General features: G+C 69.6%; 16 protein-coding genes. 7 read left to right on the forward strand and 9 right to left on the reverse strand.

Annotated elements, in window-relative coordinates; translation table 11 throughout:
* Positions 1-94 precede the first annotated feature (94 nt).
* Positions 95-601 (reverse strand): carboxymuconolactone decarboxylase family protein, encoded by a 507-nt coding sequence (locus JK363_RS13715; RefSeq protein WP_201875141.1) that lies wholly within the window; start codon positions 599-601, stop codon positions 95-97.
* A 125-nt stretch (positions 602-726) separates the two neighbouring features.
* On the opposite strand from JK363_RS13715, the gene JK363_RS13720 reads away from it, so the two are divergent.
* Together JK363_RS13720 and JK363_RS13725 are read left to right on the forward strand one after the other, a co-directional pair.
* Entirely contained in the window at positions 727-1,707 is a 981-nt protein-coding gene (locus JK363_RS13720; RefSeq protein WP_201875142.1) for a pirin family protein, read from the forward strand.
* 10 nt (positions 1,708-1,717) lie between these two features.
* The gene (locus tag JK363_RS13725) at positions 1,718-2,059 is read left to right on the forward strand and encodes a GNAT family N-acetyltransferase (RefSeq protein ID WP_201875143.1); all 342 of its coding nucleotides are present in this window, start codon (positions 1,718-1,720) and stop codon (positions 2,057-2,059) included.
* A 75-nt stretch (positions 2,060-2,134) separates the two neighbouring features.
* Here the strand turns inward: JK363_RS13725 and JK363_RS13730 are convergent, their stop codons facing one another.
* Positions 2,135-4,885 carry an ATP-binding protein gene (locus tag JK363_RS13730; RefSeq protein ID WP_201875144.1) on the reverse strand — a complete coding sequence of 917 codons (2,751 nt, stop codon included), beginning with the start codon at positions 4,883-4,885 and terminating at the stop codon, positions 2,135-2,137.
* A 244-nt stretch (positions 4,886-5,129) separates the two neighbouring features.
* On the opposite strand from JK363_RS13730, the gene JK363_RS44180 reads away from it, so the two are divergent.
* From JK363_RS44180 to JK363_RS13745, 3 genes are all read left to right on the forward strand, one after another.
* A complete protein-coding gene (locus JK363_RS44180) occupies positions 5,130-6,458 on the forward strand; it encodes a helix-turn-helix domain-containing protein (RefSeq protein WP_307821716.1) in 1,329 nt (442 codons plus the stop codon).
* Positions 6,459-9,206 carry an ATP-binding protein gene (locus tag JK363_RS13740; protein WP_201875145.1) on the forward strand — a complete coding sequence of 916 codons (2,748 nt, stop codon included), beginning with the start codon at positions 6,459-6,461 and terminating at the stop codon, positions 9,204-9,206.
* 128 nt (positions 9,207-9,334) lie between these two features.
* Positions 9,335-10,363 carry an AraC-like ligand-binding domain-containing protein gene (locus JK363_RS13745; protein WP_201875146.1) on the forward strand — a complete coding sequence of 343 codons (1,029 nt, stop codon included), beginning with the start codon at positions 9,335-9,337 and terminating at the stop codon, positions 10,361-10,363.
* Positions 10,364-10,465: 102 nt separating this feature from the next.
* On the opposite strand, the gene JK363_RS13750 is transcribed toward JK363_RS13745, so the two are convergent.
* From JK363_RS13750 to JK363_RS13770, 5 genes are all read right to left on the reverse strand, one after another.
* On the reverse strand, positions 10,466-12,124 hold the full coding sequence (locus JK363_RS13750; protein WP_201875147.1) for an MFS transporter: 1,659 nt from the start codon (positions 12,122-12,124) through the stop codon (positions 10,466-10,468).
* A 180-nt stretch (positions 12,125-12,304) separates the two neighbouring features.
* Positions 12,305-13,042 (reverse strand): YoaK family protein, encoded by a 738-nt coding sequence (locus tag JK363_RS13755; RefSeq protein ID WP_201875148.1) that lies wholly within the window; start codon positions 13,040-13,042, stop codon positions 12,305-12,307.
* Positions 13,023-13,547: a DoxX family protein gene (locus JK363_RS13760; RefSeq protein WP_201875149.1), complete on the reverse strand. Its 525-nt coding sequence runs from the start codon at positions 13,545-13,547 to the stop codon at positions 13,023-13,025. The genes JK363_RS13755 and JK363_RS13760 overlap by 20 nt, the downstream gene beginning before the upstream one ends.
* A 48-nt stretch (positions 13,548-13,595) precedes the next feature.
* Complete coding sequence (locus tag JK363_RS13765; RefSeq protein ID WP_201875150.1) at positions 13,596-14,258, reverse strand: hydrolase; 663 nt, start codon at positions 14,256-14,258, stop codon at positions 13,596-13,598.
* 129 nt (positions 14,259-14,387) lie between these two features.
* Positions 14,388-16,274 carry an amidohydrolase gene (locus JK363_RS13770; RefSeq protein ID WP_201875151.1) on the reverse strand — a complete coding sequence of 629 codons (1,887 nt, stop codon included), beginning with the start codon at positions 16,272-16,274 and terminating at the stop codon, positions 14,388-14,390.
* 429 nt (positions 16,275-16,703) lie between these two features.
* Here JK363_RS13770 and JK363_RS13775 point away from each other — a divergent pair, with 429 nt between their 5' ends.
* A complete protein-coding gene (locus tag JK363_RS13775; RefSeq protein ID WP_201875152.1) occupies positions 16,704-17,675 on the forward strand; it encodes an alpha/beta hydrolase in 972 nt (323 codons plus the stop codon).
* A 166-nt stretch (positions 17,676-17,841) separates the two neighbouring features.
* Here JK363_RS13775 and JK363_RS13780 read toward each other — a convergent pair whose 3' ends face one another.
* The gene (locus tag JK363_RS13780) at positions 17,842-18,969 is read right to left on the reverse strand and encodes a low temperature requirement protein A (RefSeq protein WP_215910903.1); all 1,128 of its coding nucleotides are present in this window, start codon (positions 18,967-18,969) and stop codon (positions 17,842-17,844) included.
* A 50-nt stretch (positions 18,970-19,019) separates the two neighbouring features.
* Positions 19,020-20,387, reverse strand: a complete 1,368-nt coding sequence (locus JK363_RS13785; RefSeq protein ID WP_201875153.1) for a dihydrolipoyl dehydrogenase family protein — start codon at positions 20,385-20,387, stop codon at positions 19,020-19,022.
* A gap of 239 nt (positions 20,388-20,626) precedes the next feature.
* Between JK363_RS13785 and JK363_RS13790 the strand changes: the two genes are divergently transcribed.
* Complete coding sequence (locus JK363_RS13790; protein ID WP_201875154.1) at positions 20,627-21,205, forward strand: Dps family protein; 579 nt, start codon at positions 20,627-20,629, stop codon at positions 21,203-21,205.
* Positions 21,206-21,389 lie beyond the last annotated feature (184 nt).

Raw genomic sequence — 21,389 nt, forward strand, 5'->3', positions numbered from 1 at the left:
AGAGTGCCAGGAAGGGACCGCCTGCGCCGGTCCCGCCCGGGCCCGTTACCGGCCTGATCTTGAGTGCTGCCTGCTGAGCGGACCGAGGTGGCGATCACCCACGTGGGGAACCGGTTATCAGGGGGATCCCGCGGACCGGGTGCTTGCTCAGGATAGAGACCCGGTTGAAAGCGTTGATGGTGATCGCCACCCAGATCACCGCGGAGATCTCGTCGTCGTTGAGGACGTGGCGAGCTGTTTCGTAGGCGCTCTCCTGCGCGACGGCGTTCGCGGGTTCGGTGGTCGCCTCCGCCAGGGCGAGTGCCACGCGTTCCCGTTCCGTGAACAGTTCGGTGTCGCGCCAGACGGCCAGCACGCCCAGACGCTGGGTGGTCTCACCAGCGCGCAGCGCGGCCCTGGTGTGCACGTCGAGGCAGTAGGCGCAGCCGTTGATCTGTGACACGCGGAGGTTGATCAGTTCTACCAAGCTGCGGTCCAGCCCCGACTCGGCGGCGACCGCGCGGACCGCGTCGGCCGTCTCGACCAGTGCGTGGTATGCCTTGGGGCTCTGCTTGTCGATGAAGACACGCCGGCTCGCGGGGTCTGCTGTGGTGTCACTCAACGTGGACTCCTTCAGGGCCGCTCCCGGCCCTCGTTCGCTCTGCCGTGCATGTGAGGGGGCTGAGACTTACTATCAGGCGCGATGATTGAATATAAAATCATCCTCGGGTGCGAGAGGGGCGTGCGATGAGCAACGTCGAAGTGGATCCCGCCGAACTGCGCTGCGGCGCCGCGGACCACGGTGAGGCCGCGCCGCCGGTCGACGTGCTGACCGCGCGGGACGTCCCGTTGGGCGGGCCACGAGGGACGACGGTGCGGCGCACGCTGCCGCAGCGGGCCCGGACGCTGATCGGGGCCTGGTGTTTCATCGACCACTACGGCCCCGACAACGTCGCTGACACGGGCGGCATGGACGTCGCTCCCCATCCGCACACCGGCCTGCAGACCGTGAGCTGGCTGTTCAGCGGAGAGATCGAGCACCGCGACAGCCTGGGCAGCCACGCGCTCGTACGGCCCGGCGAGCTGAATCTCATGACCGGCGGGTACGGCATCTGCCACTCGGAAGTCTCCACCACCCGCACCACGACCCTGCACGGCGTCCAGTTGTGGGTGGTGCTGCCCGAAGAACACCGGCACACCAGCAGGGACTTCCGGCACTACGTGCCGAGCCCGGTCCGGGTGGGCGGGGCAGACATCAGAGTGTTTCTGGGATCCCTCGCCGGGGACACCTCTCCGGTGCGAACGTTCACGCCCTTGCTCGGCGCCGAACTCGTCCTTGAGCCGCGCTCGACGGTCACACTCCCGGTGGATGCCGCCTTCGAGCACGGCCTTCTCGTCGACCAAGGGGACGTCCGCATGGCCGGAACACTCCTGCGCCCGGCGGAGCTGGGCTACCTCGGCACGGGAAACCACACACTGACGCTGACGAACGAGACGGACACCCCTGCCCGGGCGGTGCTGCTCGGCGGGATGCCGTTCGAGGAACAGATCGTCATGTGGTGGAACTTCATCGGCCGCAGCCACGAAGACATCGTCGAAGCCAGGGAAGCGTGGCAGAACGCATCCGACCGCTTCGGCAGGGTCGATGGTTACGACGGCGACCGCCTTCCCGCGCCCGCCCTTCCGAAAGCCACCATCTCGCCGCGCACAAACCCACCGCGCCACTGAAAGGCACACGATGACAAAGCCAGCCGCCGCTCCGACCGTCCAGCGAGTGGACGCCAATGACCGGTACGAAATCCTGGTAGACGGCGAAACCGCCGGCCTCACCGCGTACCGCGACCGCGATGACCAGCGCGTTTTCTACCACACCGAAATCGACGACGCCTTCGCCGGGCAGGGCCTGGCCTCGCTCCTCGTCCAGCAGGCCCTGACCGACGTACGTGCCTCCGGGAAGCGCATCGTGCCGGTCTGTCCCTACGTGGCGAAGTTCCTCGAGAAGCACGACGAGTTCGCCGACATAGCCGACCCCGTGACCCCCGAAGTCCTGCAGTGGCTGGCGACCGTGCTGCCGCGGTGACTGCCCGCCGCGCCGCCTGCTCCGACGCCGTCAGACCTCCGGGACAACAAGCGTGTGGGGGCAGGAGGGGCATGCTCAGTTCGCGCTCAGCTTGTCCCTCAGCTGGCCGCGAGAGGTGATCCCGAGCTTCGGGAAGATGCGGTACAGGTGCGCGCCGATCGTTCGCGGTGACAGATACAGTTCCTGACCTATCTCCTTGTTGGACAGACCTTCCGCCGCGAGCTGGGCGATCTGCAGCTCTTGAGGCGTAAGCAGGTCCCAGTCGGTACGGCTTTGACGCTTGCTGCCCTCGCCTGCCGAGCGGAGTTCGTGGCAGGCGCGTTCGCACCAGGGCTCCACACCGAGGACCGCGAAGGACTCTCGGGCGATCCGGAGCGGGGTGCGGGCTTCCATCACGCGGCGACGCCGTCGGAGCCAGGCGCCGTAGGCGAGCATGAGTCGGGCGCGGGCAAAGGGCGCATGGGACATGTCCAGATCGAGCGCCGATCGGAAGCGCTCTTCCGCATGCTCATCGTCGGAGAGCAGCGCACGGGCGAATCCCAGGTTTATCCGGATCAGTTGGGCCTCGCTGGATCCGGCGGACGCGTCGAGCTGTTGCAACGCGGCCCTCGCCATGGCTCGTTGATCATCGTCCGTTGCGGCCTCGGCCAACTCCGCGATGGCGGTGGTCTGCAGGAACGGATGGTAGGCCGGATCGCTCGGGTCGAACACCCGCCAGATGCAGTGGAACGCCTCGGCGTGGTTGCCGGCGGCGAGCCCGATCCGGCCGCGCGTGATCTGGATGAACGCGAGGTTGGAGGGATTGGCCACGGACAACCCTTGACGCTCCGCCTCGTCGATGACGGAGAGCGCCGTGTCCAGATCTCCGTGCAATGCGGCGAACTGAGCCTTCGCGATTCGCGCGCCGGCCAGCCAGCGCGGCTGTGCGTTCTCCTCGGCCAGACGCATCGCCTCGGCCACAGCCGGGAGTCCGGTCTCCCAGTCGACGGTGTGCACGGTGCTGAAGGCGAGGGACACCAGTGTCTGGGCCAGCAGGCCCAGACAGCCTTGGGCACGCAGCCCGGCCGCCGCGTGCCGGAGAAATCCGGTGGCGTGGTCGTACGCGTTCGCCATCGTGGCCGCCGTGCCCAGGGTGGCAGCGGCCAGAAAGTCGTACCCGCCCTGACGTTCGACGCGCTCCAGGCGTTCGAGCACCGTCGCCGCCCGCTCCACCGGGGTGGCCGCGGCCAGTGTGTACACCAGGTCCGGGTGGAGTTCCGGAACGGGTAGCCGCTCGGCCGCAGCCACCACGCGTTCCCGTAGTTCCCGTCCGGGGTCGGACCACCAGCACCGCCGCGCGGCTGCGCGCAACAGCCGCAGGGCCAGTTCGGGATCGCCGGCCTCGGAGGCCCGCTCCGCTGTTGTGATCAGTAGATGGAGCCGGGGAGTGCTCCCCGCGACATCCACTTCGAGCCCCTCGCGCAGCAGGAGCAGTCGTGCCCGCTCCAGCACGCCGAGCTCCAGCGGTTCGGCCTGCTGCAACAGGCTTGACGCTCGGTCCGTCTGGCCGAGTTCGAGGCCCAGTTCCGCGGCACCCAGGAGGCGTGCCACTCTTCCGGAAGGAATTTCGCTCAATGTTGTGGCGCGTTCCAACGCCGACATGGCCACCGCGGCGGCGCCACGTCCTTTCGCTCGCAGAGCCACCTGGTCCAGTTGCCGCGCCACCGCTTCGTCGGGACGACCGATGGCCGCAGCACGGTGCCATGCCTGCCGGTCAGGCTGTCCGTGAAGGATGTCGGCCAGTGCGCCGTGGGCGGCAAGACGGTCCGCGAGCGTTGCCGAGCCCAGGACGGCCGAGCGCACCAAGGGGTGGGTGAAGTCGATGCGGCACTCATCGGCGGACACCAGACGTGCGGCGATGGCGGGCTCCAGGGAGCGTGCGGAAATCTCTGTGCCCGTGAGTATCGAAGCGGCGGCCAGCACATCGATCGGCGCACCGCCGCCGTCGTCGGCGGCGGTGACGAGCAGCGCACTGCGTGTGTCGGACGGCAGATCGGCCAGGCGCGAGGCGAAAGCACGCTCGAGTCTGGCGGTGAGCGGGAGTGCTGTCGATGCCACGGCCCCGGAGGTCTCCCCGTCAGCGCCGAGGGTGATCGGGAGCTCGATCAGCGCCAACGGGTTGCCGGCAGCCGTCTCCACCACACGGCGACGTACGCCTGGGTCGAGACCGGGTTCGCGGGCGTCCAGCAGAGCATCGGCCGCGGCCGGCTCCAGGGGCTTCAGGTGCAGTTCGCGGATGTCAAGGGTGCCCAGCGACGCCGCGTGACCTTCACGGAGGGCAAACAGCAGGCCGAGAGGTTCGGCGCCGACGCGCCGTGCGATGAATCCGAGAACGTTCAGGGTCGGGACGTCGAGCCACTGGGCGTCGTCCACGATCAGCAGAACGGGGGTATCGGCGGTCGCCTCGACGAGCAGGCTGAGCGTGGCCAGGGCGATCATGAAGAACTGGGGCGCGGAGGCACTGGGGGACGGCTCTGCCATGCCGAAGGCGCCCCGCAGCGCATCCGCCTGGATGGGAGGAAGGTGCGAGACCCGATCCACCATGGTCCGGGTCAGCTGGTGCAGCCCCGCGAACGGCAGATGGGTCTCCGCCTGTACACCTGACGCCTTGAGGACCATGAATCCTGAGTTCTGGGCCTGGGTGACAGCGTGGGCCAAGAGGGAGGACTTGCCGATCCCCGGGGCTCCCTGAATCAGCAGTGCACTGCCGCGCTCCGGTAGTCCGTCGACCCATTCGTCGACAGTCGCCAGCTCCTTGTCCCTACCGAACAGTATGTTGCCCGACATCCGATGTTCCCCTGCGCCACTGTTCTGACCTGGACAGGAACAGTCTAAGTGCGCGCAGAGAACACCAAGGCGCGCTGAGAATCACCTGTCTCTCGGCGCATCGCCTCCTCACAGTCACTTCGCAGTCATCATGCCGACGACGTAAGTCATTCGGCGTTCCACGATGGACGCTGTGCCGAGCCGACGGCTTGTGCGGCGGTGGGTTCCGGCACGCGTGACCGGCTGGAGGACTCCTATGACACCTGTGATCGACACGGCCAGATTTCCGGACTGCGGGAACAGGATTCGCCGCTGGAGCCGGGCTGTCTCCATGGCCACTCTGCCGGTGACGGTTGCTTCGTACGGGGGGCCATCACTGGAAGGCCGGATGACGACCCAGCCACTGGGGCACTTGCTCTTCGTCACGACAGATGCGGATCCGCAACGCTTCATCCGCAGTCGACGACGGATCGCCCGTGATGCCGGGCAGACCGAGGGCTTCGTGGTGGTCGCCGTCGTGGGGGCCACCAGTGCTGTGCTCCAGCAGGGCGGAAGAACGGCTGAGCTCGCCGCCGGAACACTTGCCCTTTGGGACACGGAGCGCCCGCATGTGGTCGACTTTCCGCACGGTGTAGCCATCACGGCTTGCCTCGTCCCTCGCCGCGTTCTCGGCGTACGGGACGACCAACTGGAGCGGGTGACGGCCACTGTGATCGACGCGGCCGGTCCGGTGGCCGCCCTGGTCGGACCGCTTCTCGTGACGATGGCCGAGAAAGCCGCGGACTGCCCTGAGCGTGTTGCCGGCCGCCTGGCCCGCAACTTCACTGACTTGGTGGCCACCCTCATCACCGAGCGGGCCGCCGGTGACGTGGCGGGCACGGTCGGTTCCCGAGACCGCCAGACCTGGGAAGTCTGCGCCTACGTGGACCGACACCTCGGGGATCCGGGGCTCGGTCCGGACACCATCGCGGCTGCTCACCGGATGTCCGTCCGGTCCCTCCACAAGCTCTTCGAAGGGGAAGGGATCACGGTCAGTCGCCTGATTCAGCGCCGTAGGCTGCGGGAGTGTGCCAGGGATCTCGCCCAGGGCGACATCGGTGAGAGGACAGTCTCCGGCGTGGCCCGGCGGTGGGGCTTCACCAATCCGGCCCACTTCAGCCGACTCTTCCGCGATGCGTACGGCATGTCGCCGAGCCAGTGGCGTGACACTCGGGCCGGCGCTACTGATCGCGTCCGCCTGCCACTCGACGTCGAGGAAGACGATCTCTGTCATGCTCCGCGTCGTCACGAGAAGCACGACCGCAGACCCGCAGTGACGAAGCACTCGCAGACGGTGGGTTTGACGTGCCGCGAGGCGGCCACGCATGGCGAGCCCGCGGAGAGCCGCGACCCGCTGGGCGTCACGCACGCCCTCGGGCGTTTCCATGCCGACGGAGAACGTGAGCCCGCGACCGGTCTGCCACCCGAGGTGCTCGCCGGTCCTTCCGGCGCTGAGATCTTCCGGCACCGGCAGGCGACCCCGAAGGGCGCAGTCACCAGTCGGCACGGGCTGAGCCCGGCTTCGGCCGGCGAGTGCGCACAGGAAGGCGCGTGAGTGGCGGCGTCAGGCGGATCGCTGTCCCGTAATGGTCTGCGTGGCCGAGAGGCCGAGCTCGAAGAGCTGCGGGCACTGATCGCCTCGGTGGCCCGGACCGGAAGCGGCGGCTTGGCCCTGATCCAGGGCGAACCGGGCATCGGCAAAACCACGCTGCTCGCCGAGGCCGTCACCAGCGCCAGGTCAGCGGGATTCTCAGTCGGCCTCGGCAAGGCCGATGAGCTGCATCGCATCGTCCCGCTCTCGTCGCTGGCGACCTGCATCCTGCACGGCGATCAGCCGCTGCTGTCCGGCGATGCCCTTGTCGATCTTGCGCGCAATCACGATCAGCGGATCTGGCTGGTGGAGCGCCTGGCGGAGGCGATCGAAGCCAGAGCCGGCAGCGTGCCGGTGCTGATCGCTCTCGACGACGTGCAGTGGGCCGACCCGCTGAGCCGGTTCGCCCTGAAGCAGCTTCCGACACGCTTGCGGACCTCGCCGGTCCTGTGGTTGCTGACCGGGCGACTGGAGCCCGCTGGTCCAGCGGAGGAGGTCGTCGCAGCCGCGATGGACACACTCCCGACGCTCACTGTGCCCTTGGGGCCACTGCCCGGCGCCGCCATCGGCCAACCGGCCGGCGACACATTGGGTGCAGGCGTTGACGAACGGGTACGGGACTTGCCCGACGGAGCCGGCGGGAACCCGCTTCCGGCGGTCGAGATGCCCGCGGGCCTGCGGACCGTCGAGGCCTCGGGTGAGCCTGTGCCCCCAGGGCTCGTGGTGGGTGTGCGCGCCAGGCTCAGATCCCTGCCGCCCAGCACACTGCGCTTCCTTCAGATGGGAGCGGTGTTGGGACGCAGGTTCGGCTTCCACGACGCCGCCGCGCTCTGCGGCCAACCGTCCGCAACGTTGATCGCGGCGCTCGAGGAGGCGGTGCGCGCCGGGCTCCTGGACGACGACGGGGATCATCTGACCTTCCGGCATGATCTGCTGCGCCAAGCGATCTACGTCGACATCCCGCCGTCAGCCCGGAAGGCTCTGCACCGAGAGGCTGCCCACCAGCTTGTCTCCGCGGGCCGCCAGCCGATCGACGCGGTGCCGCACATCCTCAGGGGCGCCCTGCCCGGAGACGAGGAAGCCGTGGCACTGCTGCGGCAAGCCGCTGACGACGTACTGCCGGTCACGCCGGGCCTCGCGGCCGACCTGATGACGCGCGCCCTGGAATTGGTGCCGTCCGCGCGGCCGTTGCGGTTCGACGTGGGTGAGCAGGCGATCGTCTGCCTGACTCGGGCCGGCAGGAGTCGAGAGGCGCTGTTGACCGGCGACCGGCTGCTGATCCTCCGACCGCCACTGGAGGCATTCAGTCGGCTCCAGGCTGCCCTCGGCGGGACGCTGTGGAACATGGATCTCGCTGAGGAACTACGCCGACGGGCCGAATCGGCCCTCGCGATCGGCGTCGCCGCCCCGGAGGTCGGGGCGAGGCTGGCCGCTCTGCGGGCGCTGGCTTTGTCCCGGGACCATGATCTTGTCGCGGCGCGCGAGGCCGGCGAGACCGCGCTGCGTGCCGCTACCGCGATCGGTGACCGGGAGGCGCACGTCCTGACGCTGTCCGCGCTCGGCGAGATCGCGCAGAACGCGGGTGAGAACGTCGTCGCGCTGGAGTGCTTCAGCGCACTCAGTGCCGTCGATTCCGCTTTCCTTCCCGAAGAGATCGTCGCGCACCTGCACGTGGACGACTTCGAGTCCAGCGAACGCCTGCTCCTGCAGGCAGCAGACCACGCCGGGTCGATGCGTCAGGCAATGATGCTGTGGGCACAGGGCCAGCACGATCTGGGGCTTGGCAGGCTCGCCGACGCCGACGCCGGCTTGGTGACAATGGAGCGACTGGAAGACGACGTACAGGTACCCGTCCAGCAGGTGAACGCTCGCGTGATCCGCTCCTGGATCGCCCTGCTGCGCGGCGATCGGGAAGCGGCGCGGGAGCACCTGGCCGCAGCGCAAGAAAGACTGACCGTCAAACCGAACCCGGGCAACACGGCAGCGGTGCGCTTCCTGGAAGCGGTCCACGCCGAGGCCGACGGGGAGATCGGGCTTGCCATCGACAAGATGCGACAGGTGCAGCGGAAAGGCTTCTTCATGCGCTGGCCACTGTTGCGCAACTGGGTCGATTCCGCGATACGCATGGCCCTGCGAGGCGCGGACCACGAGCTCGCCGAGGACCTCGCCGCACAGGCCGAAGCCCATGCCGAACGCAACCCGGCCGTCCCCACCGCGATTGGCATCGGGGCGCAGGCCCTCGGACTCGTGAAGAACGATCTCGCCCTGCTGGAACGTTCCGTGGCACTGCTCAGGGCAAGCCCTCGCCCGCTGGTCCGGGCCGCCGCCTACGCCGATCTCGGACAGGCACTCCTCGCAGCAGGCCGGAGACCTCAGGCAATGGCCGCGCTGACTCACGCCCAGGGCACGTTCGCCGAGTCAGGCGCCCACGCCGCAGCGGCACGCATGCAGCGCGATCTCGATAGTGCAGGGGCCGGCAGCCGCCGGGCAGCGTCCACGCGGCGCCCCGTCCAGGGATGGGGGGCCCTCACGGCCTCAGAGAAGAAGGTCGCGCGCCTCATCGCCGAGGGCTACACCAACCGGTCGGCCGCCGACCTGCTCGTCGTCTCCCCGCACACGGTCAACACTCACCTGACCTCCGCCTTCCGCAAGCTGTCGGTCAACTCACGGGTTCAGCTCGCCAACCTGGTCATGGCCTTGCCCGACAACTGAGCGGACGGGCTCGCCGCCCCAGCGGCCTACGCCTCCTGCATCCCTGATCTAGCGGATTCACGCGATGTGCTGCCCCAGGCCCGCTGGCACGGTGTTTCAGCAAGCACACCAGCTGAAGGGCGGAGATCATGTCGCCGAATTCCTCGATACTGGAGCCTGGGCAGGTCCCGTGCACCCTCAACACCACGGATTCGGTGCCCGCCCACCGCAGACGGGCGTACTGGCGCGAAGCCCTGTCCCGGACGTTCGGCGCTGTGGACATGACCGTCCCCGACGAGGTGTGTTCCGGCACGATCCGTACGACACCGCTCGGCCGGCTCCAGGCCGTCACCGTGGACGGCGACTGCCTGTCCGCCCTGCGCACCCGGCGACACGTCGCGCAGGGCGGCGAAGACGACTACGTGGTCGTCAAACTGCTGGACAGAGGAGTCGGCCGAATCGAGCAGGACGGCCGTGAAGCACTCCTTGGGCCGGGGGACGTTTTCGTCTACGACATGACGCGTCCCGGTCGGCTGGACCTTCCCCAGCCCTTCCGGACGAAGTCCCTTGTCCTGCCGAGAGACGTTCTGGGGCTGCGCGAGTCCGACATGGCTCACGTCACGGCCTCCCCGCTCGGCCCCGACACGCCCCTGGGCGGGCTGCTGTCGCCCTTCCTGGCCGGGCTCGTGGACGGCGCGGGAACCTACCCGCCACGCGTCAGCGAGCTGATGGCCCGTAACCTCGTGGATCTGCTTGGCGTGCTGGCCGACGAGCGGCTCGGCCGGACGAGCGCGGACACGCCCGACGGACACCGGGCACTGCTGCTGCGGATCCAGGCGTTCATCGACCGTCACATCGCGGACCCCGATCTGACCCCGCAGGCCATCGCCCGAGCCCACCGCATATCCCTGCGCTATCTGCACAAGCTGTTCGAGAGCGAAGACGCCACTGTCGGCCGGTGGATCCAGCGGCGTCGCCTGGAGGAGTGCCGACGCGATCTGGCGCGCCACGCGAATGGCTCCACGATCGCCGCGGTGGCGCACCAATGGGGTTTCACCAGCGCCGCGCATTTCAGCCGGGTGTTCCGGGCCGCCTACGGGATTTCCCCACGTGAATGGCGCGACACCCAAGGCTTGACGAAGTACACCCCGTCACCCACGCGGCTCCTCGATGCCTGAACGCGGTGCTCGTTCTTTCTCGGACCGCATTCCGGGGGCGTTGGCGTCGTCGGACGCGGTCGCGTCCGTCCCCGCCCGGTCCTCCGCTGAGCGTCGGCGCCCCTACGTGCTCATCGCGTCGTCCGTCTCCTCCGTCCCGGACACCACGGGACCCGCGGCGGCATCGAAGGCATGGGTCACCTCCGGTGCGGTGCCCTTGACGAGCAGGCGGCGTGCCCGCTCCTCGTAACGGCGGTCGGTGGTCGTGAGCCGGCTGTGGTGCTGGGCCAGATGCTCCGACCACGAGGCGACCAGGTAGTTCTCGATGAACCGCTCCAGATCGTTGCCGTCCTGGTAGAGCCCCCAGGTGAGGGCTCCCGTGCGCCGGCGGGAACGGGCCACATGGTCCATGCAGTCGGTGAAGGCGGCCCTGTTCCCGGGGCCGACCCGGTAGGCGACGGAGACCAGCACGGGGCCGTCGGCCGGTCCGGGCTCGAACACCAGGGGTGGAACGGGCCAGTGGTCGGACGGGGTCGGATCGATGCCGTCCATGCCGTGCAGCGGCCAGCGGCGCACGCTCACCGCGCCGGCCAGGAGCAGCCCGCTGCCGACCAGGAGGGAGACGGTCAGCCCCAGCCCGTCGGCCAGCGCACCCCACACGGGTGCCGCCAGCGCCTGCCCGCCTTGGAATACCAGGAGATAGACGGCGAGTCCCCGTGCCCTGACCCAGCCGGGCAGCCGTGTCTGGAGGGCCGCGTTGAGGGTGGACAGCACGCCGATCCAGGCCATTCCGGCCGGCAGCAGCACGACCACCGCGAGCCAGGGGATCCGGGCCGTGGCCAGCACCGCCAGCACTCCGGCGAAGACGACGGCGCCTGCGGCGAGAGTGCCGTTGGCGCCGAGGGCGCGGCGGATGGCGGGCAGCACGAACGCCCCGCCCACGGCACCGACACCGACCGCGCCGAGCAGCAGCCCGTACCCTCCCGAGCCCAGGCCCAGGGAGCGGCTCGCGACCAGAGGAAGCAGCGACCACAGCGCAGCACCGCCGGGGATGAACAGCACCGTACGCAGCAGGACTCGACGGACGCCGGGCGCGTACCACACGTAGCGGCGGCCGTCGTGCAGAGCCGTCAGGAGCTTCTCGCCCTGAGCCGTGGGCGCCTGGGTCGGGGGCCGCCTCCAGAGCGTGAGAACGGCTGCGATGCCGAGGTAGGACGCGGCGTTGAAGGCGAAGACCCAGCCTGCGCCCGCTGCCGCGACCACCGCTCCGCCGAGTGCCGGGCCGAGGGCGCGGGCCAGGTTCATGTTCACGGCGCCGAGCGCGGCCGCCTGTCCCAACTGGCGGCGTTCCAGGAGCTCCGGCTGGATCGCCTGCCAGGCCGGACCCATCAGAGCGGTGCCACATCCCAGCAGGAAGGTGAGGCCGAGCAGCAGTTGGGGAGTGAGCGCGTCCGCGAACGCCAGCACGGTCAGCCCGGTGGAGACGGCGAGCATGGCGAACTGCGCGGCCAGCAGCACCCTACGGCGGTCGTAACGGTCAGCCAGCACGCCCGAGGGCAGGGCCAGCAGCACGACGGGGAGGCTGGAGGCGGTCTGCACAAGCGTCACCAGGGCAGCGTCGTGCCCGATCAGCAGCCACTGGGCGCCCACGGTCTGCATCCAGCTGCCGATGTTGGAGACCAGTTGCGCGATCCACAGCGCGCGGAAGACGCGCGCCGCGAGCGGGGCCCAGGCCGAATCCGGCGCGGGGCGGGGGTCTTTGGGTGGTGGTGTGGCACTCATGCTGGTCCATGCCGGAAGGAGGGCGCGCGCACCTTGCATCCGGCAGTGTCTTTCAGGTGCCGTGCGGGCATAGTCGATGGCCATTCTGCGGGCGGTCGGCGGAAGCCGGTGCGCGGCCTCGCGGCCGGTGGAAAGCGCCGGCCCCTCACCCGCGATCTGCATGAGGGGCCGACGCCACGTTCAGGACTGCGGCCTGATCCAGGCGCCGTCGGATGCCGAGAGGCGATGGGTGACTATGGAGGTCACCGCGAGCAACACCAGCGCCAGGCCCAGGGTGAGGGCCAGTTCGGCGTGCAGCAGCAGCGCCGCACCGACGAGGGCTCCGAGGAACATGGCCAGCACGGACAGGATCCGCCGTCCGGGCCGCGGGGCCGACCCACCGGCCGGGGTGGAGTCCGCGGCCAGTCCCGTCAGGGTCAGAGTCAGTACGGTCGTGGTCAGGTCCGGGACGCCGAGGCGCCGGGCGACCGCGTTCTGCAGACCCATGGCGAAGCCGAGGAGCACGATCAGGGCGTACTGGACCGTGGTGGTCACCCTTCCGTGCGAGGCCGCGACCGCGATGACCGCCCCGGCGACGAGCACCGCCTCGAGCGCTGTGGCAAGGGTCAGCAGCCGCCCGCGGTGTGCCGCGAACCGGGTGCCGAACCGCCCTCCCGCCAGCGCACCGGCGAGAAACGCGACCATCGATACGACCGAGGCAGGCGCGGACAGCCCGTCGGCGCCGGCCAGGGCGAACCCGAGGAAGACGACGTTGCCGGTCATGTTGGCGACGAAGACGTGCCCCAGCGACAGATAGCTCACGGCGTCGACCAGGCCGGTCACCACCGTCAGCGTCAGCATGAGCGGCGGCAGAGGGCCGTGCCGGTCTCCCCTGGACGGGGCCACGGTACGGGCCGCGTCAGTCAGTGGCTTGTGCACAGGCAGTCCTCCCGCCGGGAGCGGGCGGGCGGTGCAGTACCACTCGGGTGAGCAGTCCGCTGGCCGGGCCGAGCACGATGGCCGCAACGGAGACCCACAGCGGCCAGGGGGTCAGCCCGAGGGCGTGGTCGGCCGACCAGTGGCCGGGACCGGTCAGCGCCAGCACCGCGCAGACGATGACGAGGACCAACGGATACTCGTAACCGTCGTTCTGGACCCACAGCCCATTGCGCCACTTGACGGTGCTCGCGACCGTCATCACCCCCATCGCGGCCATCGCCGCCGCGGGCGTGAGCAGGCCGGCCGCCAGGAACAGACCGGCGCCGATCTGGCTGCCGCCCGCGGCGAGCGCGGTGAGCCGGCCGCCGCGGAAACCGTCATGCCGGAACTCCTCGGTTCCGCCCGCCAAGCCGTTGCCCCCCAGCCGGAAACTGACCTTCTGCACTCCATGCCCGGCGATGAGAAGGCCCGCCACCAGCCGGAGGACCAACAGTCCGGAGTCCATGCTGTTCCTACCTGTTCCTGACGTTCCGTCGATGACCGTGTGAAGAGATCAGCCGGCGGCGTGGGCGCCGATGACGGCCTGCGCGTAGACGACGCCGAGGCCGTAGGCGCCGGCGTGCTCCTTCACCACCTCCATGACGGCCCCGTAGGTCTCGCCTCGGGCCCAGTCCCGCTGGAGCTCGAGCAGCACCTGAACCCAGGTCACCGGGACGGCCCCGGCCTGGATCATGCGCTGGACAGCGTGTTCGTGGGCCTGCGGGCTGACGCCGCCAGAGGCGTCGGTGACCACGTAGACCTCATAGCCCTGGGCGAGGGCCGAGAGGGCGGGCAGTACGACGCAGACCTCGGTCCACAGACCGGCCAGGACGAGCTTCTTGCGACCGGTGGCCTTGACGGCCTCGACGAGGGCGGGGTCCTCCCATGCGTTCATCGTGGTGCGGTCGATGATCTTGTTGTCGGGGAAGACGTCCGCGAGCTGCGGCATGATCGGGCCGGAGAAGGACTCGGCGGCCACAGTGCTCAGCACGGCCGGGACGTCGAACGCCTTCGCGGCCTTGGCCAGGCCCACAGTGGAGTTGATGATCGCGGTACGGTCGCCGCTGCCCGTGCCGAAGAACATCTGCGGCTGGTGGTCCACAAAGAGCACTGCGCAGTTGTCGGGGGTCAGCAGGTCGGGGCTGGGGGCCGCGGTGACCTCGGAGATGTTGACCATGAGAGAGCCTTTCCATGTGTGTGGTGATCACGGACGGATGTCCGCTGTTGACATCAGCCGTCGGGTGGACGGCGCGAGGGGGGTGCTGTCCAGGGAGGGGCGGCTCGTGACCGGGCCCCTCCCTGGAGATCAGAGGGAGAAGCAGGGGTCGAAGAACGTGCTCGCGGATTCGGGGGCGAGGCCGCGTCGCGCGCGCCACTGGCGGTGCTGTTCCGACTCGGCGACGGCCTGGCCGAGCAACTCGGCCTGGCGGGCACCCGAAAGGCCGGTGCCGGGCGTGGCCTGGTAGCCGCCGAAGTGCGCCACCGGGCTCCACTGGGGGCTGATCGGCGGCAGTTCCTCGTCAAGGCCCTCGTACTCGGCGGCGGCATAGACGATCCGGCCGCCGACGACCGTCAGTTGGGACTCGATATGCGCGATGTCCGGCTCAGGGACGGTGAAGTAGTCCTCGGACAGGACCGCGAGGTCGCCGAGAAAGCCCGGGCGCAGAACTCCCTTGACGCCCTGCTCGCCGGTCAGCGCGGCACCCGCCTCAGTGAACATCGCGAGCGCCGTACGCCGGTCGACGCGGTTCTGCGGCGGGCGGACGACCAGGTCTCCGATGGTGCGGCCGGTGACCAGCCAGTGCAGGGCGACCCACGGGTTGTAGCTGGAGACCCGGGTGGCGTCGGTGCCGGCGCCGACCGTCAGGCCGCGCCCCAGCATGGCCCGGATGGGAGGGGCGTCTGCGGCGGCACCGGGGCCGTAGCGGCGTACGAACGCCTCGCCCTGGAAGGACAGCCGGTTCTGCACGGACATGGCGCCGCCGAGGGCGGCTATGCGGTCGAGGCTGTCCGCGGAGACCGTCTCCGCATGGTCGAACAACCACCGGTTCCCGGCCGGGAAGAGTCCTTCCGCGGCCAGCTTCTCGAATACGCCGAGATCGCGGCGGATGGTCTCGTCATAGGTGGCATGCAGCCGGAATCCCCAGCCGTTCTCCATGAGGAGACGTACCGCCTTCTCGAATTCCGCTTCGTAGTCGGCGAGTTCCGGGCGCGGCTCGGCGAAATTCTCGAAATCCGCCGCCGCCCAGGTGAGATTCTCGCCGGCGCCGTTGAGTCGCAGCCATTCGTCTCCGTCCTCGGGGCGGGCCATTTCGATCCAGCGGGCCAGGTCATCGATTTCCTGGCCCGCTGTCTGCGGGAAGAGGTGATAGGCGATACGCAGCGACAGTTGGCCGGCCTTGGCCAGTTCGACGACCGTGCTGTAGTTGTCGGGGAAGTTCTGGAATCCCCCGGCCGCGTCGATCGCCGAGGTGAGTCCGAACCTGTTCAGTTCCCGAAGGAAGTGACGGGTCGAGGTCTTCTTGTCCTGACCCTCCAGTACGGGCGCCTTGGCCAGGGTCGAGTAGAGGATCAGGGCGCTGGGGGCGGCCAGCAGCATGCCCGTGGGCTCACTGTCCCGGCCCCGCACGATCTGGCCGCCCTTGGGGTCGGGGGTGTCCCTGGTGAATCCGGCGGCCTTGAGCGCCGCCCGGTTGAGGATGGCCGACTGGTACAGATGCAGCACGAAGACCGGGGTGTCCGGCGCGGCGGCGTTCAGCTCGGCGACGGTCGGCAGCCGCCGTTCGGCGAACTGCTCGGCCGACCAACCACCGACCACCCGAACCCACTGTCCTTTCGGCGTGCGGGCGGCCTGCTCGCGCAGCATCGCCAGGCCCTGACGCAGTGTGGGGACGCCGTCCCAGCGCAGCTCCAGTACGTAGTTGAGCCCACCCCGGATGACGTGCAGATGGGAGTCGTTGAGGCCGGGGACCATCCGGCGGCCGAGGGCGTCGACCACCTTCGTGGCCGGGCCGACATGAGGGGCCACGTCCTTGTCGTCACCGACGACGGTGATGACACCGTCGCGGATGGCGATCGCCTCGGCCTGCGGGAGGCCCGGGTCTCCGGTATGGATTTTCGCGTTGCGGACCACGAGGTCCGCGGCGTTGTCGGTGGAGCTGGGAACCAGCCCACCGACCGGCATGGTGGACACCTTTCGACAACCTCCTTCGGTGTGAACAGCGTCGAGTTCGATCTGGATCGACTTCCCTGTGCGTCGACCGTGGCTGGTGGGGAGGCGTGGGGTACGCGCTGCGCTCCGGCACTCCATCGAACTTCATTCCGAGTGGGCTTTTGTGCGATGCACAGACCCGAACCCCGGCGACCCGCGACTGCTTCGCCGCCAGGCTATTTCGAGCCGAAGCAGCTGTGTATCCCGGCAGTGCACCGGATATGTTCCGACAGTGCACTGCCTCCCTTTCCGTGCACTGCGAGGTCAGCGCCGGTGCGCTGGCGGTCAATTTCCGTCGCCTGCGCGGTTTTAGCGTGGTGACCGACGACTCCGCAGATCGCTGCGTCTGGCCCGGAGTCGCCTTCCCTCGCCGGAGAGACCGGCGCAGCACAGGAAACTCGGGAGAATCACATGTCCGACGCCGTCGAGCCGGTCCAGCCGGTCCTGGAGCCGGCGGCAGCCGCGTTCGCCGAGGCCACCGCCAACCCGCCCTACCTCTTCGACCTGCCGCCCGCCGAGGGCCGCAAGGCGGTCGACGAGGTGCAGTCCGGCGAGATCGCCAAGCCGCAGATCGACGAGGAGTGGATCACCATCTCGGGCGGCCCGACCGGCAGCGTCCGGGCACGCATCGTCAAGCCCGCCGGCGCCGAGGGCACCCTTCCCGTTGTTCTCTACATCCATGGCGCGGGCTGGGTGTTCGGCAACGCTCACACCCACGACCGCCTGGTGCGCGAGCTCGCCGCCGGCGCAAATGCCGCCGTGGTGTTCCCGGAGTACGACCTCTCTCCCGAGGTCCGTTATCCGGTCGCCATCGAGCAGAACTACGCGGTGGCCCGGTGGGTCGTGGAGCAGGGCGCGTCCAAGGACCTGGACGGCTCGCGGCTGGCGGTGGCCGGTGACTCCGTCGGCGGGAACATGGCCGCCGCGCTGACGCTGATGGCCAAGGAGCGCGGCGACGTCCCACTGGTGCAGCAGGTGCTGTTCTACCCGGTCACCGACGCGAGCTTCGACACCGGCTCCTACCACCAGTTCGCCACCGGCTACTTCCTGCGGCGCGACGGCATGCAGTGGTTCTGGGACCAGTACACGACCGACGAGGCCGAGCGCGCCCAGATCACCGCCTCCCCACTGCGGGCCACCACTGAGCAGCTGCGGGATCTGCCGCCGGCCCTGGTCGTCACCGGCGAGGCCGACGTGCTGCGGGACGAGGGCGAGGCGTACGCCAACAAGCTGCGCGAGGCCGGCGTCCCGGTCACCGCCGTGCGCTTCCAGGGCATCATCCACGACTTCGTGATGCTCAACTCTCTGCGCGGCACGCACGCCGCCGAGGCCGCCATCACGCTGGCCACCGGCACCCTGCGCACCGTGCTCCACGCCGGCTGACACCGCGCTCCGCGCAGCCGGCGCTCGTGGCCGGCGCCGACGAGGCGATCAACCCCGGGGTCCAGCGCTTCGGTGCCAAGGCGGCGAGCGGCAGCGTGCACAGCCGCGCGAACGAACTCCCCGTACGGGGTCGTCCGCGCGGCTCGTCCGTCCCGGGCGGGCCTCTTCACCGGCGCCGCACCGTGACCACCGCGACCAGGACCGCCAGCAGCGCACCAGCGGCCAGGGCAGGCGCCGGGGACCAGGCAGCCAGCAGGATGCCCACCGCGGCGACGGGGTACGGAATCCGCTCGGCCGCGCTCTTTTGGTGGGGCCGGAGGTGCACGGCCCACAGCGTGATCAGGAAGACGGCCGCCGGGACGGAGACCGCCGCACCGGCGGCCGGCGACGAGGCGCCGGAGTGACGCGTGACGTGATCGGCGTACGCGGCCAGGCCGGCTCCCTCGGCGGTCGCCGAGGCGAAGATCAGGTAGTGGCCGTAGGCCCAGGGGAATCTCCTGCGATGGGCCTGGTGCGTGGTCGCGAGCAGGGTGTGCGCGGGCCTGGCGAAGTACAGCCACCACATGGCGTAGGCCATGAGCAGGCCGCCGGCCGCTACCGCGTAGAGCGAACCGGTGGCATGGTGCCGGTCGAAGGCGTTCCGGACAGCGACGGTGGCGGCCGCGGCGGACTCACCGAGCACGATAAGGGTGAACAGCTCGTAGCGCTCCGCGATGTGGTGCGGATGCCATGGCGTCATCCCAGCGGACTGCGCCCACACAGGGACTGAGAGCTCGGCCACGATCATCACCACGATACCGGGCAGCCGCAGGGTGGCGGGGAGGAAGAGCAGGCCAACCCATCCGAGTTGGCACACCGTAACCCCGGTGGCGAAACGCAGCGTGGTTCTCCGCCGGGCGGGATCGGACAGTGCGGCGCGCAGCCACAGCCCGGCCAACGCCGTACGCAACACGACGTATCCGAGCGTGATGACGCGCAGATCGCCGTCCTCGAACGCGCGGCGAACGCCGGCGGCGAGCACGAGCGAGCCCGTGATCTGGGCGAACACCGTCAGCCGGTACGGGACGTCGTCCGGGTCGTAGGCGGAGGCGAACCAGGTGAAGTTCATCCACGCCCACCAGATGGTGAAGAAGACCAGCGCAAAGCGCAGCGAGCCGGTGGCGTAGTTCCCGTCTGTCAGTGCCCCGCGCAGACTCCCGGACGCCTGCGCCACCGCGATCACGAAGCACAGGTCGAAGAAGAGCTCCAGCGAGGTGGCGGCCCGGTGCGGCTCGCCGGGGTCGCGGCCCACCATGCCGCGCCACCGCCGGACGGCCGGGCCCGTGCTCGTGATCGGGACGTGGCTCAGCGGAGGGCTCCCAGGGCCGCCTCGATCGTCCGGTGGAAGGTGGGATAGGTGTAGATCATGTGCTGAAGCCGGTCGACGGGGACCTCGGCATGGATGGCCACGTTCAGCCCGTAGAGCACCTCGCCTCCCGCCGGCCCCGCCGAGGTCGCGCCGATCAGCACGCCGCGGTCGGCGTCCTCGACGAGTTTGATGAACCCTTGGTTGCCCGGCCCATGGATCCAGCCGCGCGTGGAGGAAGGGATGGTCACCATGCTGGTGCGCACCCGCAGTCCTCGCTCCCGTGCCTGACGCTCCGTCAACCCCACGGACCCGATCTCCGGATCGGTGAACGTGACGCGGGGCAGCGCCCGGTAGTCGGCATCGGGGCCGGGCTGCCCGAGGATGTCCCGGACGGCGATCTCCGCCTGATACATCGACACGTGGGTGAAGGCGCCACGGCCGGTGATGTCGCCGACCGCCCACAGCCCTTCCCCGGCCCGCATCTGCCCGTCCGTGGGCACGACTGCCGCCGTCGGATCGAGCCCCACCGTGTCGACCGCCAGCGTGGTCAGGTCGGTGTGACGTCCGGTGGCGACCAGGAGCCGCTCAGCACTCAGCATCTGCTCATTGCCCTCAAGGCGGACGGTGAACTCGGTGCCGTCATGGCTGACCTGCCGCGCCCGGGCACCCGTGAGAACGGTGACACCGTCCGCGCGCAGAACCTGCGCGGCCAACTCCCCTGCCGCCGGCTCCTCCTGCGCCAGCAGCCGGTCCTGCCCCTCGATCACTGTGACCGCGCACGTGAAACGGGCGAAGACCTGGGCAAGTTCGACGCCGATGGCGCCCCCGCCGAGCACCACCATCGACGCCGGCGGCTCCTTGGCAGCCACGGCGTCCCGATTGGTCCAGTACGGCGTTCCTTCCAAACCCGGCACCGGGGGGATCCGAGGGCGGGTACCAGTGGCCAGCACGACACCTCGCCGGGCCTCGAACGTACGGTCACCGACCGTCACCCGGCGCGGCCCGGCGAGGCGTCCTCTCCCCCGGATGAGCCGACCGCCCTTGGCCGCGAGCCGGTCGGCGGCCATCTGGTCGTTCCAGTCGTCGGTGGCCTCGCCGCGGATACGCCCGGCGACCCTGCCCCAGTCCGGAGTCGCGACCGCGTCACCTGCGAGGGTGGGCACACGGCCCGCCTCGGCGAGCAGGTTCCCCGCCCGGATCATCATCTTGCTCGGCACGCACCCCCAGTACGGACACTCCCCTCCCACGAGTTCCGCCTCGACCCCCACCACGTCCAGTCCCGCTTCGGCCAGCGTGCCGGCGATGTACTCGCCGCCCGGCCCCAGCCCGACAACCACCACATCCGCCTGCTCGTTCGTGCTCATGCCTCTCCTCGTTCCGCCGGCTCTCCGGGCATGGACTGTCCCGCCGAGGCTAGAGCGACCGGACGACGGCCCGAGTCCGCCAGCGCACGGAGGCTTGTCCAAGAGCGAACGCCGGGCATGGGCACCGGACACAGTGCGCTGGCGGGCACCACCGCATGCGCTGCCGGTCAAGCCGTCCCCCGACCGGGCACCTAGCGTCATCGGGGTACGCACAGCACGGCACCGCAAGGAGGCGGACCATGACCACTAGTTCCAAGCCCGTGAAAAGCAGCCAGCCATGGCTGCACCAGAAGGGCGAGGTGATCCAGGAGTTCGGGACCGTCAAGCAGTTCCCGGTCGGCCTGACCTACGAGGCACGGATGTACTCGTGCCAGCGCCTGAACAAGGTCCTCGCGGATACGCAGATCCTCTACGGCCTCTACAAGAAGCATCACTGGCTGATGCGCGGCGCGACCTTCTATCAGCTGCACCTGGTACTGGACAAGCACGCGGGGGAGCAGCTCGAAATCGTCGACACCATCGCCGAACGCGTCCAGTCCCTGGGCGGCGTCGCGGTGGGGGACCCCCGGCACGTCGCGGAGATCACGTCGATTCCGCGGCCCCCGGACGGGGTGGAGGAGGTGCCGGCCATGCTGTCACGGCTGCTGGCGGCCCATGAGGCCATCCTCATCGCCGCGCACGACGCCGCCGCCCGAACCGCCGAGTGGGGTGACGACGGCACCATCGACCTGCTGGTGTCACAGGTGATCCGGACCGGTGAACGGCAGGCGTGGTTCCTGGCCGAGCATCTGGTCGACACCCCGCTGGTCCGCGCGTGAAGAATGGCAGACCTCCCGGCGAGGCACCCCCGGTGGTCGCCGCGCTGCTACGGCACGTCATCACCTGACGGCGACCGGGCGCCTCTCGGCCATCCGGGCAGCTGCCTTCGCTTGTCGCAACGCACGGCATGCGATGCGGAACCTCCCGCCGATGACCAGGGCAGGAGAGCAGAACGCTGTGGGA

Source organism: Streptomyces coffeae, assembly GCF_016741875.1.
Taxonomy (GTDB): domain Bacteria; phylum Actinomycetota; class Actinomycetes; order Streptomycetales; family Streptomycetaceae; genus Streptomyces; species Streptomyces coffeae.